The sequence below is a fragment of the Vibrio sp. 16 genome (assembly GCF_963681195.1).
GTDB classification, from domain to species: Bacteria; Pseudomonadota; Gammaproteobacteria; order Enterobacterales; family Vibrionaceae; genus Vibrio; species Vibrio sinaloensis_D.
The window spans coordinates 253,508-266,851 of sequence record NZ_OY808997.1 but is presented as its reverse complement, the minus strand read 5'-3'; the positions used below and the strand labels follow the sequence as shown (position 1 = coordinate 266,851).

At 45.2% G+C, this 13,344-nt stretch carries 8 protein-coding genes; 5 read left to right on the top strand and 3 right to left on the bottom strand.

Annotation, left to right across the window (positions count from 1 at the left end; translation table 11 throughout):
* Positions 1–14: 14 nt before the first annotated feature.
* The gene (gene nagE, locus U9J37_RS01175) at positions 15–1,589 is read right to left on the bottom strand and encodes an N-acetylglucosamine-specific PTS transporter subunit IIBC (protein ID WP_038140104.1); all 1,575 of its coding nucleotides are present in this window, start codon (positions 1,587–1,589) and stop codon (positions 15–17) included.
* Positions 1,590–2,069: 480 nt separating this feature from the next.
* Between nagE and nagA the strand changes: the two genes are divergently transcribed.
* From nagA to asnB, 4 genes are all read left to right on the top strand, one after another.
* Positions 2,070–3,206, top strand: coding sequence for an N-acetylglucosamine-6-phosphate deacetylase (gene nagA, locus U9J37_RS01170; protein WP_005476730.1), 1,137 nt, complete (start codon positions 2,070–2,072; stop codon positions 3,204–3,206).
* A gap of 2 nt (positions 3,207–3,208) precedes the next feature.
* A complete protein-coding gene (nagC, locus tag U9J37_RS01165) occupies positions 3,209–4,423 on the top strand; it encodes a DNA-binding transcriptional regulator NagC (RefSeq protein ID WP_038140102.1) in 1,215 nt (404 codons plus the stop codon).
* An 84-nt stretch (positions 4,424–4,507) separates the two neighbouring features.
* Positions 4,508–6,097 (top strand): cation:proton antiporter domain-containing protein, encoded by a 1,590-nt coding sequence (locus tag U9J37_RS01160; protein WP_005476712.1) that lies wholly within the window; start codon positions 4,508–4,510, stop codon positions 6,095–6,097.
* A gap of 221 nt (positions 6,098–6,318) precedes the next feature.
* Positions 6,319–7,983 carry an asparagine synthase B gene (gene asnB / locus U9J37_RS01155; protein WP_005476726.1) on the top strand — a complete coding sequence of 555 codons (1,665 nt, stop codon included), beginning with the start codon at positions 6,319–6,321 and terminating at the stop codon, positions 7,981–7,983.
* Positions 7,984–8,024: 41 nt separating this feature from the next.
* Here asnB and rfaH read toward each other — a convergent pair whose 3' ends face one another.
* A complete protein-coding gene (gene rfaH / locus U9J37_RS01150; RefSeq protein WP_005476728.1) occupies positions 8,025–8,522 on the bottom strand; it encodes a transcription/translation regulatory transformer protein RfaH in 498 nt (165 codons plus the stop codon).
* Between the two features lie 308 nt (positions 8,523–8,830).
* Here rfaH and U9J37_RS01145 point away from each other — a divergent pair, with 308 nt between their 5' ends.
* Positions 8,831–10,222: a peptide MFS transporter gene (locus U9J37_RS01145; RefSeq protein ID WP_005476715.1), complete on the top strand. Its 1,392-nt coding sequence runs from the start codon at positions 8,831–8,833 to the stop codon at positions 10,220–10,222.
* A 96-nt stretch (positions 10,223–10,318) separates the two neighbouring features.
* Here the strand turns inward: U9J37_RS01145 and U9J37_RS01140 are convergent, their stop codons facing one another.
* Complete coding sequence (locus U9J37_RS01140; protein WP_322413853.1) at positions 10,319–12,970, bottom strand: beta-N-acetylhexosaminidase; 2,652 nt, start codon at positions 12,968–12,970, stop codon at positions 10,319–10,321.
* Positions 12,971–13,344: the final 374 nt, after the last annotated feature.

Below are 13,344 nucleotides of genomic sequence, written 5' to 3'. Positions count from 1 at the left end.
CTTACTCGAGGTAATTAAGGAAGTTTTACATCTGATAGGTCTTCGTTTGCACCGATTGCTTTCATTTCGCCAGCAACGATTTCCGCTAGAGGACCTAAGATAACTTGAAGGTTGTTCTCACCTAGCTTAACCACACCTTTCGCACCTAGTTTCTTAAGTACAGCTTCGTCAGCGACAGAGCGGTCTTTAAGAGTAAGACGTAGACGAGTGATACAAGCATCGATAGAAGTTAGGTTGTCATGACCACCTAGCGCTTTTAGGTATTGGCGTGCTAGGTCACCATTTTTCGCTTCGCCAGTTGACGCTGAGCCTGCAGCTTCTTCGTCATCTTCACGACCTGGTGATTTCAGGTTGAAAGCGCGGATTGCGAAGCTGAATGTGAAGAAGTATAGAGCACCGAAGCCAAGACCGATTGCACCCAGTAGTAGAGGCTTAGTAGCAAGACCGAAGTTCAATAGGTAGTCGATTAGACCCGCAGAGAAACCGAAGCCGTGTAGCGTACCAAACATGTTAGCAACAACTAGAGACAGACCTGTAAATACAGCGTGCATTGCGTATAGAGCAGGCGCTAGGAATACAAACATGAATTCTAGCGGCTCAGTGATACCTGTTAGGAAAGAACAGAATGCTACTGAGAATAGTGCACCACCAACTTGGCTACGTTTTTCAGCAGGAGCTGCTAGGTACATTGCAAGTGCTGCACCTGGTAGACCGAACATCATGATTGGGAAGAAGCCGTTCATGAATACGCCAGCACCTTTATCGCCACCGAAGAAGCGGTGTAGGTCACCAGATTTAACAGTTTCAGTAACTTCTTTAACTGTTGCAGTGATTTCTGGAGTTACAGAGTTAGCAAACTCAAATGTGTGAGTTTGGCCAGCAACAAGAGTCTTCGCTAGAGCTGGGTCAACACAAAGCTGTTGTAGTGACGGTAGAGCCTGACCAGCAGCTTGCGCGCCAGTAACTAGGATCTCTTGACAAGTACCCATACCGAACCAGAAGTATGAGTTAAGAACGTGGTGAAGACCTACAGGGATAAGTGCACGGTTAAGAGTACCGTATACGAACTGACCGATAGCGCCAGATGTAGATACTGCGTGTGCTAGAGCGTCAAGACCACCTTGAATAGTTGGCCATACAACACCACCGATAGCACCTGCTACTAGAGCAAACAGACCAGCCATAATAGGAACTAGACGTTTACCAGCAAAGAATGCTAGCCACTCTGGAAGGCGAGTTGCGTGGAAAGCGTTGTAAGAGTGACCCGCGATGATACCAGCGATAATACCGCCGAAGAACGACATGTTTACACTAGCGTCGATTGTTGTTGCCGTAGCAGTTAGTACGAAGTACGCTACCGCACCCGCAAGACCTGCAGCACCGTTTCCGTCTTTAGAAAGACCGATCGCGATACCTAGACCGAATAGTAGTGGAAGGTTACCGAAGATAGCACCACCAGCTTGTGCCATAAACGGAATGTCTAATAGGTCACCTTGACCTAAGCGTAGTAAAAGCGCCGCAACTGGAAGCGTTGCGATAGGTAGCATAAGAGCTTTACCTAACTTTTGCGCATATCCAAGAATATTCACCTTAAGTTCCCCCTATAGGATTTTTGTATTTTGGCCGAGCCACTTTTTTTAGTCGCTCAATTTAGTCAAGGTCAGTTTATGACATTAATTTTGCTCCGCAAATTAAAACCTCATCATTTGTGATCCTAATCACCAGAAACAGCCAATCGGGAAGGTTTTTGCTAGCTAGATCATAAAACTTATTTTACAATACGAAAAAATAGCAATCATCGGATAAGATTCGAAGTATTCTCTTATCGTAGAAAAGCTTTCAAGTATTGTCATACAACGGGTGAATAGATTCCCATCCTTTTACTCCTATTCTTTTCATGGCAAGCTTTTATCGCTCGAAAGCACGACATAGATTGAATCATTTTTCGTTTGCTAAAGATATTTTGCAACCTAATTGAAGCGTACAAATAAAGTCTCAGTTTGTGGCATAATGACTTCAATTAGATGACTAAAAAGTATTAAGAATCTAAACATAAGGATTAGCTAACCATGTATGCGCTAACTAACTGTAAAATCTATACCGGTAACGAAGTTCTCGTTGATCATGCGGTCGTCATCAAGAATGAGTTGATTGACGCTGTTTGCCCAATTTCAGAGCTACCTGAGGGCATTGAAACACGCGATCTTGGCGGCGCGAATGTTAGCCCAGGCTTTATTGACCTACAGTTAAACGGCTGCGGTGGCGTTATGCTAAACGATGAGATCACCGCAGACACCATGCAAATCATGCACGAAGCTAACCTTAAGTCAGGTTGTACAAGCTTCCTTCCTACGCTCATCACTTCATCAGATGAAGACATGCGCCAAGCGGTTGCAGCAGCTCGTGAATATCACGCAAAATACCAAAACCAATCACTTGGTCTTCACCTTGAAGGCCCTTACCTTAACGTAGCGAAAAAAGGTATCCATAGCGTCGATTACATTCGCCCTTCCGATGACAGCATGATCGATTTCATGTGTGAAAATGCAGATGTCATCGCTAAAGTGACGCTAGCACCAGAACACAATGAGCCAACACACATCGAACGCTTGAAGAATGCGGGGATTGTTGTGTCGATTGGTCACACCAATGCGACTTACGCGGAAGCTCGCCGTAGCTTCGATGCAGGTATTACTTTTGCGACTCACCTATTTAACGCGATGACGCCAATGGTTGGTCGTGAACCAGGTGTCGTTGGTGCAATCTATGACACGCCTGACGTATACGCCGGTATCATCGCAGACGGGTTCCATGTGGATTATGCAAACATCCGTATTGCTCACAAAATTAAGGGTGAAAAATTAGTATTAGTGACCGATGCCACAGCTCCTGCAGGCGCTGACATGGATTACTTTATTTTTGTAGGTAAGAAAGTATATTACCGTGATGGTAAGTGTGTTGATGAAAATGGCACACTTGGCGGCTCAGCACTCACTATGATTGAAGCAGTTCAAAATACAGTTGAGCACGTCGGAATCGCATTGGACGAAGCACTTCGCATGGCTACTTTGTATGCAGCGAAAGCGATCGGTATGGAAGATAAACTAGGCCGCGTTAAGAAAGGCATGGTTGCTAACCTGACCGTATTTGATCGTGACTTCAATGTTCAAGCGACTGTTGTTAACGGACAATACGAGCAAAATTAAGAATGAATGGCGGACAAATAGGTAACGTAGATTTAGTTAAGCAACTAAACAGTGCAGCTGTATACAGATTGATTGACCAGCAAGGCCCGATTTCTAGGATCCAAGTCGCTGATGTCAGCCAACTTGCTCCTGCCAGTGTTACCAAAATTACCCGCCAACTTCTCGAGCGCGGCCTAATTAAGGAGGTCGCGCAACAAGCTTCGACAGGGGGACGCAGAGCGATCTCTTTGACAACAGAAGTGGAACCGTTCCATTCAGTGGCAGTACGTATTGGGCGAGACTACATCCAATTCAGTTTGTACAACTTGGGTGGTAAAGAGCTTGCTTCTGACTACACAGAGTTCTTCTACACCACGCAAGATGAACTCGTTGACGGTTTACTCTCTCATCTCAAACAGTTCATCACTGATAATCACACGATTATCAATCAACTTATCGCCATCGGCATCTCTTTACCTGGTCTAGTCAACCCAGAAACAGGGGTTGTCGAATACATGCCTAACATCACTATTGATAACCTTGGTTTGGCTGAACTCGTTAAAAATACCTTCCACGTTCAGTGTTTTGTGGGTAACGACGTTCGTGGCATGGCGCTCGCAGAGCATTACTTTGGCGCCAGCAAAGACTGCCAAGACTCCATTTTAGTCAGTGTTCACAGAGGTACCGGTGCGGGCATCATTGTTAATGGGCAAGTTTTCCTTGGTTATAACCGAAATGTTGGTGAGATTGGTCATATTCAAATCGACCCACTCGGTGAACAGTGTCAATGCGGGAACTTTGGTTGTTTAGAAACCGTTGCCGCAAACCCAGCAATTGTTGAGCGCGTAAACAAACTGATTGCGCAAGGTTATGAATCAAGTTTAACAGCCTTAGAATCCATCACCATTGGTGACGTGTGTGAGCACGCAAATCTTGGTGATGAACTGGCCAAACAAAGCTTAGTGCGCGTCGGTAATCAATTGGGTAAAGCGATCGCGATAACCATTAACTTGTTCAACCCACAGAAAGTCATCATTGCGGGTAACATCACTCAGTGTGAGGATATCGTCTTCCCTGCAATTCGCCGCAATGTTGAAAACCAATCTTTAACAACGTTCCACAGTGACCTACCGATTGTTGCCTCTCAGATAGACAAACAACCAACCTTAGGTGCATTCGCAATGATCAAACGTGCGATGTTAAACGGCGTTTTGTTACAAAAATTACTCGAAGACTGATCGCCTACGCAATTAGTTGAGTTAGAATACGGGGCTATGTTGAAAGACATGGCCCTGTTTTTTTAGGATAGAATACAAACAACTATGGAACTGATCTTAATCACCACCGCCTTTCTTGCGGGCTTTATTGCGCTGAAATGCAACCTTCCGCCATTAGTCGGTTTTTTGCTCGCGGGCTTTGGCTTGCACGCAATCGGCTTTCAAACTAATGACACCATCATCACTCTCGCCGATTTGGGCGTGACTCTGCTGCTGTTTACTATCGGCTTGAAGCTCGATATCAAAACTCTACTGTCCAAAGAGATTTGGGCAGGCGCAACCATACATAACCTTTTGTCTACTGCTCTGTTTAGTGGTGCGCTTCTCTGCTTTAAGTTTCTCGGGATCAGCTCTCTGGCAGCAATGACCATTGACCAAGTGGTCTTGCTTGGCTTCGCATTGTCATTCTCCAGTACTGTGTTTGCGGTGAAATCATTGCAAGAAAAAGGCGAAATGAATGCGACTTACGGTACCATCGCTATTGGTATCTTAGTCATGCAAGATATTTTTGCGGTGGTATTCCTAACGGCATCAACAGGAAAATTGCCCGAGTGGTATGCTATTGCCCTATTCGCACTTCCATTGATGCGTCCACTCTTCTATCGCTTGTTAGACTGGGTGGGGCATGGAGAAATGCTAGTGCTATTTGGCATATTCTTCGCGCTCGTTGTTGGTGCAGGCTTGTTTGAATTCGTTGGAATGAAGCCAGACCTCGGCGCCCTGATATTGGGGATGCTACTTGCGGGGCATAAAAAGGCGTCAGAACTCTCCAAATCATTATTCAATTTGAAAGAACTGTTCTTAGTCTGCTTCTTCCTCAATATCGGATTATCTGAGCAGCCAACCCTGTCAGGCTTCGCCCTATCAATTCTATTCTTATTACTGTTGCCACTAAAAGGCATTCTTTATTTTGTGGTTTTAAACGCGTTTAAATTCCGCGTGCGCACCTCGTTACTAGCCTCTCTGTGCCTGTTCAACTTCAGTGAGTTTGGCTTAATCGTCGGCGGTTTGGCCTTTAAAATGGGTTGGATGAGTGGTGACATTCTGGTCGCTCTTGCACTCGCAGTATCGATTTCATTTGTCCTTTCTGCGCCAATCAACCGCTACGGACACCAAATTTATCAGCGCTCAAGCCGTTGGTTAAAAGAAACCGCCGCAGAAAAGCTCAATACTCGAGACCAATTAATTAATCCTGGCCACGCACAAATTCTTATCTTGGGCATGGGACGTATTGGAACAGGTGCGTACGACGAGCTTCGCAATCGATACGGAAAAATCAGTTTAGGGATAGAAGTGCGAGAGGAAGCCGCAAAAGAGCACAAAGCTCAAGGCAGGAACGTCATTGCGGGTGATGCAACCGACCCTGACTTCTGGGAGCGGATCCTCGACACGGCAAACGTAAAACTCGTGCTACTTGCGATGCCCCATCACCAAGGTAATCAAATCGCGCTTGAGCAGCTACAGCGCCGACACTTTAAAGGTCAAATCGCGGCTATCGCAGAATATCCCGACCAATTAGAAGCTTTAACAGAAAAAGGCGTTGATGCAGCCTTTAACATTTACAACGAGGCTGGTAGCGGTTTTGCACGTCACGTATGTGACCAATTGAAACCCGAGTTCAATCCACTTCGTTAATTCAAACTCCATTTCCTGGCTGCCATTTGGCAGCCTTTTTTTTCAGAAAACGCTCACTTAACCACCAAAACATCAATTTCATTCATCTAAAGCTCATTTTAATTAGATAAAATTCACCAAGAAGCGCTTTGTAGTACTTTTTTCATCAATCACGGTTGATTTTTTTAATCAGAATGGCAAATTGAACTCAGCAAGTTAATTAATTATTAAAGGGAAGTTGTATGTGTTCGATTTTCGGTATTTTAGATATAAAAAGTGATGCTGCGGCGCTGCGCCCAATCGCACTAGAAATGTCTAAAAAGCTTCGCCATCGTGGGCCTGATTGGTCAGGTATCTACTCCTCAGACAAAGCGATTCTAGCGCACGAACGTTTAGCCATCGTTGGCCTAAACAGTGGTGCGCAACCACTTTACAGCCCAGATAAAAAACACATCCTTGCCGTAAACGGTGAAATCTATAACCACAAAGAGATTCGCGCACGTTACGAAGGTAAATATGACTTCCAAACTGACTCTGACTGTGAAGTTATTCTAGCGCTATACCAAGATATGGGGGCCGATCTACTTGAAGAGCTAAACGGTATTTTTGCCTTCGTTCTCTACGATGAAGAAAAAGACACATACTTAGTAGGCCGCGACCATATCGGTATCATCCCTCTATACCAAGGTTATGACGAGCATGGTAACTACTATGTCGCTTCAGAGATGAAAGCACTGGTGCCAGTGTGTAAAACGGTCAGTGAGTTCCCTCCTGGTTGTCATTACAGCAGCGCAGATACAGAACCACAACGCTATTACATCCGTGACTGGAATGAATATGCTGCTGTTCAAGGTAACAGCACAAGTAAAGAAGAACTGACGGAAGCTTTGGAAGCCGCTGTGAAACGTCAGCTAATGACCGATGTACCATACGGCGTCCTTCTTTCTGGTGGTCTTGATTCTTCTATTACTTCTGCGGTAGCGAAACGATTTGCGGCAATGCGTATTGAAGACGATGAAAAGTCGGAAGCATGGTGGCCTCAACTGCACTCCTTCGCTGTCGGCCTAGAAGGTGCGCCGGATCTAAAAGCCGCTCGTGAAGTTGCGGACCAAATCGGTACGGTTCACCACGAGATGACCTATACGATTCAAGAAGGCTTAGATGCAATTCGTGACGTTATCTACCACATCGAAACCTATGATGTCACAACCATCCGAGCGTCTACCCCAATGTTCCTAATGGGTCGTAAGATCAAAGCAATGGGTATCAAGATGGTTCTGTCTGGCGAAGGTGCGGATGAAATCTTTGGAGGTTATCTCTACTTCCACAAAGCGCCGAACGCTAAAGAGTTCCACGAAGAGACAGTTCGTAAACTGCTTGCTCTGAACATGTTTGACTGTGCTCGTGCGAACAAATCGCTGGCTGCATGGGGCGTCGAAGGTCGCGTTCCTTTCCTAGACAAAGAATTTATCGACGTTGCGATGCGCTTAAACCCAGAAGACAAGATGTGTGGTAACGGTAAGATGGAAAAACACATCCTGCGTGAATGTTTTGAACATTACCTACCAGAGTCAATCGCATGGCGCCAAAAAGAGCAGTTCTCTGATGGTGTAGGTTATAGCTGGATTGATACCTTGAAAGAGGTTGCTGAAGAGAAAGTCACTGATCAACAGATGGAAACAGCGGCATTCCGATTCCCATACAACACACCAACGACTAAAGAAGGTTACGTTTACCGCGAAATTTTCGAAGAGTTGTTCCCACTACCATCAGCAGCTGAATGTGTCCCTGGTGGTCCTTCAGTCGCCTGTTCTTCGGCAAAAGCTATCGAGTGGGATGAATCATTTAAGAACATGGCAGACCCATCTGGTCGCGCAGTACAAAGCGTCCACAATGATTCCTACTAACCTCTAAAAATAAGGCTCCTAATATTAGGAGCCTTATTTCTTTACTGTAAATCTAAATCTTTGTTGTCAACCGTCACTTCGACTTGCTTACTTAGCATATTGACAAGCAATATGGAGCGCCTCTCGCCATCGGGCTCTTGATAAATCGCTTCCATCCCAGCGAACTGCCCCGTGGCGACATTCACTGTGTCTCCCTTTTCAGGTAATCCAGCCTGCATTAAGCCCTCTTGCTCTGTTTCGATCTCCTTGAGAGTAACGATCAAGTCACCTTGTAAAATTTGAGGAAGCGCTCCTCGACGAACGAAATCGACAACACCACGAGTAGAACGGATCGTCGTGAACGTCGGTCCCTGCTCTACATCAAACCGAGCAAATATGTATGACGGGAAGAGTGGCTCTTTTTTTACTTGTCTCTTACCACGAACCATTTTTTCGATTTGTATTTCCGGGTAGTAACACTCTACCCCTTGGTTTTCTAAGTGCATCTTCGCACGCTGCTGTTCACTGCGTTTACAGTAAAGCAAGTACCACTGTTTCATTATTATTTAGCCAACTGTTGTTTTGCCTAACATCCTAGCAATTTTCACTATTGTTAGTAAGGCTAAAATTGCAAGCATATTTAAGCGCGAAAAATAACAGCTGACTGTCATTTACAACCACCGATTTTGCAAAGTTAGTTTGTAGCACAGCGTTACCCCTCCCCTTTCTTGGCTTTTATTACTTATTTTCAAACACTTACAGAAAACATGAGAACAGATACCATCAAACCGCCCATTGCAGTCAATTAATCTGAGAGGTATATGTAATCAAAAATAAAATTCTTTAATAGATAAGATTAGTAATATTTATGTCAAACCAACATCAACAATTCTTCGGCCATCCTCGTGGCCTGTTCCTACTGTTCGGAACCGAACTTTGGGAGCGATTTTCTTACTATGCGATGCGCGCAATCTTGGTGCTCTATTTAACCGATACAACGATAAATGGTGGGTTAGGATGGACAACTAAGGATGCCCTTGACCTATACGGTACTTATACAGGGCTTGTTTACATTACACCTTTGATTGGTGGTTACTTAGCGGATAACTATTTAGGTCAACGTCGCTCTGTCTTGATTGGCGGTATGCTGATGGCTTGTGGCCAATTCACCCTCGCAATGCCAGCAAACGCTTTTGGCCTTGATACCCTCAGTGCCTTTTACCTTGGCCTGGCGCTATTAATTGCTGGTAACGGTATGTTTAAGCCAAACATTTCTACTATGGTTGGTAATTTGTACCAAGAGGGAGACAACCGTCGCGATGGCGCCTTTACCATTTTTTATATGGGGATCAACATTGGTGCCCTGCTAGCAGGGTTTGTGTCAGGTTCAGTCACTACTTCTTTTGGCTGGAAAGCAGGTTTTGTCGTTGCAGGTATTGGTATGGTCATTAGCCTTGTGATGCAAATGACTTTGGCTCAATCATGGCTCGGTGATATTGGCCGTGAACCCGCAGCGAAACGAGATTTATCGACTAAAAATTCGGTCCAAAAGCAGCCACTAACAAAAGAAGAGTTTGATCGTATCAAAGTTATTCTAGTGATGAGCTTGTTCACTATCGTATTCTGGGCAGGTTTCGAGCAAGCTGGCGGCCTAATGAACATCTACACCCAACAGTACACCGATCGCATGATTGGTGGATTTGAAGTTCCTGCTGCTTGGTTCCAATCTTTGAATCCATTCTTCATTATCACCCTAGCGCCAGTATTGGCCGTATTATGGGTTAAACTCGGCAAACGCGAGCCAAACTCTCCAGTGAAGTTTGCACTGGCTATGTTCTTCCTAGCGCTTGGCTTCTTATGTATGGTTGGCGCTGTAATGGAACAAGGTGGCGACACGACAGTGAAAACATCAATGCTATGGTTAGTCGGTGCATTTTTCTTCCATACCCTTGGTGAGCTTTGCTTATCGCCAATTGGCCTTTCTCTGGTAACTAAACTAGCCCCACTACGTCTCGCCTCGCTGATGATGGGTGCATGGTTTGGCTGTAATGCGATAGCTAACTACGTTGCTGGCTATGTGGGCTCTCACGTTGGTGAACTAGGTGCAATGGCAATCTTTAGCGGTATTGCGGTGACTGCAACGGTATCTGGTGTCATTCTGCTATTGTTCTCAAACACACTAGTTCGCTGGATGCATGGTGCAGAAAGTCCGATTAGCAATGCTGAGCAAGTAGAAGAGCAACAAACTCAAATCGCTTAATAGCGGCCTACTCGCTATAAAAAATAAAAACGCCCGACCATCACTGGCCGGGCGTTTTTCCCTTTCCATTCTGTTTAGATTGGCAGGGAGGGGGAATTACTTCACGCTAGTCACGCGGCTTGTCTTCTCGCCTGTCGCAGATACAGAGCGGATAAACACTTCACCTTTCACATTAGGACGAGCATTGTCTGCGTAAGTTAGCCAGTTCTTGCCGTCTAGAGAGTATTGAAGCTTCACACCTGGGAACTGAACGTTCATTGCAAGTTTGCCATCTTCTACTTTCGCACCTGGTACAGGTAGGCGGTAGTCGATACCTGATTTCTCTAGCTTAGCCAGTTCACGCTGGCCAAGTAGGTTCGCAAAGCGGTTGTAGTCTTGGTTTAGCGCAGCTTTGTCTACTAGGTTAGAGTTTTGCGAGTATTCAACACCCACTTTGTAGTCGTTTTCCCAATCAGCACGGTGCCACGCACGCTCAGCCGCCGCTAGTACGCGAGGGAATACCATGTACTCGTATTGCTCATCGTTACGTACTGTCTCAGACCAAAGCTGTGCTGATAGACCATAGAAAGGTTTCGCTTCAATTTCACCTTTACCAGTAAAGCCATTGCCATCGCGGTCTAAAGACGTTTCTGCGTTCTGAGGCATGTTCTCTGGTGCAAAGCCAAACATCTTACGAGTGTCTGTTGCACGCGTTGCCCAGTAGTAACCACGCTCTTTCGGGTCAACTTCGTATGGCATGTCCATGTAAACGTAGTCTGGGTTAGAAACGATCACGTCGTAACCTTTCTTAGACCACTCGTAAACTGATGATGTGCCACCCCAGTAAAGAACGTCCCAGAAGTTAACACGTGTGTTTTCTGTTGCGAACGCTTTCTCACCTTCACTGTACTTTAGGCCATCTTGCCAAGCTTGGAAGTTTGCAATGCCTTTCTCAGCCACAATCTTCGACACTTCTTCTGCGAAGTGGCTTGGTAGATGAGCGAAGTCGCTTACCGTACCGTCTGCAATTAGCGTCTGACATTGTGGAGACTGTGCGAATGGCTTATCTTGTTTAGACAGGTCAATCGTACCTTTCCAGCTCACTTTGTCTTGTGCGTTCATATCTTGGAAACCAGCGCCTAGCTTAATGTTCTTCGCTTCGTCACCACCAAAGTGCCATGTTTTTAGCGGAGCGCCTGCCTCAGCATGCATTGCCGCCACTTCTGAAATAACTTTATCAACAAAGCGAGTTGAAGATTCCATACATGGGTTGATGAAGCTTTGCTTGTTGTAGAACTGAACCGTCGTTACATTCGATGTATCTTTAGGATCCATCAGGCGGTATTCGTTCGCTTCTGCTTCTTTACCTTCTTCCATTAGACGGTCGTAACGCGCTTCCATTGATACTACTGCTGCACGAGCGTGCGCTGGCATATCAATTTCAGGAATCACTTCGATGTTACGCGCTTTCGCGTACTTCAAGATTTCTACGTAGTCTGCTTTGCTGAAGTAGCCAGAGCCAAAGTTGTCTGATGTTGGACCAGAGCCAAGCTGAGGCAGTAAACAGCTTTTCTCTTGTATATCGAAACAACGGTTAGCACCCACTTCTGTCAGCTCAGGTAGACCCGGGATTTCTAAACGCCAGCCTTCATCATCCGTTAGGTGAAGGTGTAGTTTGTTCATCTTGTACGCAGCGATTTGGTCTAGCGTTGCAAGAATTGCGTCTTTAGAGTGGAAGTTACGAGCCACGTCCACCATCACACCACGGTAATCAAAACGAGGCGCGTCTTTAATAGACAGTTGTGGTAGAGAATCAGCATTTTGGCTATCTACCAGGCCAAAGATAGATTGTACTGCGTAGAAAGCACCTGCTTGGTCAAACGCTTTAATCGCAATACCGTCGCCTTTGATGCTCATCTCGTAAGCACCAGATTTTGCTAATTCACCGGTGAAGTCTGCAGGAACAACAGTGAGGCTTACAGGAAGGGAGCCTTGAACGTCCACACCTACCACTTCTGCACGATCTTGAATTGCCGCGTATTGAGTCGCATCGAATGCGTCTTTAGGCAGAGCGATACCCGCCGCGATATCTACTGTGCCTTTACCTGCTTCAACAGACAGTGGCGTTGGTAGTAACGTGGTTGATACGTCTTGTTTTGCTAGGTCTTGGTTTTTCTCAAAACGAGACACTGCGTTAGCAAATACGTTGTTGTCATCTGGCGTACGTTTTAGGTTGTTACCCTCAAGGCCAGTTACGAAAGATGCAACATCTTCTGTGTTAAGAGAAGCGATCATCTTAGGCTCTGCATTCGGTGCAGCGACGAAAGCGCCTGGCATGAAGTCAGTTTCAAATAGCTGCCAGTATTCAGCAACAAGAGGAAGCACAACCTCTTCACCTGCAGCAAAGCCATCAAAACTATCGGTCGGTTCTAGTTTGTGTAGATCACCCGTTACGCGAGAAATTTTGAATTGCTCGTTGTCTACATCCAGAATCAGACGAATGCTGTGGAAGTAAATAGCCCAATCTTTAGAGTCAACCGCTTGACCTTGGTTAACTAGCGTCATGTTTACCTTGTTACAAGACGCCCACTCTGCGCCCATCTCTTGGCATGCAAGGCCTTCGTTAGCACCATGGTTAGTGAGTACTTCGTATTGAACACCTAAGTTTGCTGCAAGTGAGTTAACAACATTTTGTTCAGTAGACTGGAATGATGCGCAACCTGCTAGCGTAGCCAACAAAGAAGTCGCGATGAGCGTTTGTTTAAACATCTTACTTACCTTTAAAAGTGGAGCGAAGCCTGAAAAAGTAGGCGTCAAAATCAAGATGTAATCACAATAGCCCGAGTTATTTTTCATCGTAAAATTAATCATCTTCGAAAGTGATCAATTTCAAACTTTATAAATCCCCAGACTTATAAAGCCATATAAAACATAAACTTATAATTAACGTCAATTTCGTTGGACTTATTTTGACGGGATTACTGAGAAGTAAGTCACAGCTTTTCACTAGGTTTAGATTAAATAACGAATAAAGATCACACTGGCTTAATTCATGTCTTAAAATAAAATTGACTCATGACGTGAAAAGCGTGAATTAACGCACACTTTCCACTCGTCAAAACACGTCGTTTTTTTTAGTTTGA

Bases quoted from the DNA above. Each gene is read 5' to 3' on its own strand.
- nagA (WP_005476730.1), top strand. From the start codon at position 2,070: ATGTATGCGCTAACTAACTGTAAAATCTATACCGGTAACGAAGTTCTC.
- nagC (WP_038140102.1), top strand. From the start codon at position 3,209: ATGAATGGCGGACAAATAGGTAACGTAGATTTAGTTAAGCAACTAAAC.
- U9J37_RS01145 (WP_005476715.1), top strand. From the start codon at position 8,831: ATGTCAAACCAACATCAACAATTCTTCGGCCATCCTCGTGGCCTGTTC.
- U9J37_RS01140 (WP_322413853.1), bottom strand. From the start codon at position 12,970: ATGTTTAAACAAACGCTCATCGCGACTTCTTTGTTGGCTACGCTAGCA.
- asnB (WP_005476726.1), top strand. From the start codon at position 6,319: ATGTGTTCGATTTTCGGTATTTTAGATATAAAAAGTGATGCTGCGGCG.
- rfaH (WP_005476728.1), bottom strand. From the start codon at position 8,522: ATGAAACAGTGGTACTTGCTTTACTGTAAACGCAGTGAACAGCAGCGT.
- U9J37_RS01160 (WP_005476712.1), top strand. From the start codon at position 4,508: ATGGAACTGATCTTAATCACCACCGCCTTTCTTGCGGGCTTTATTGCG.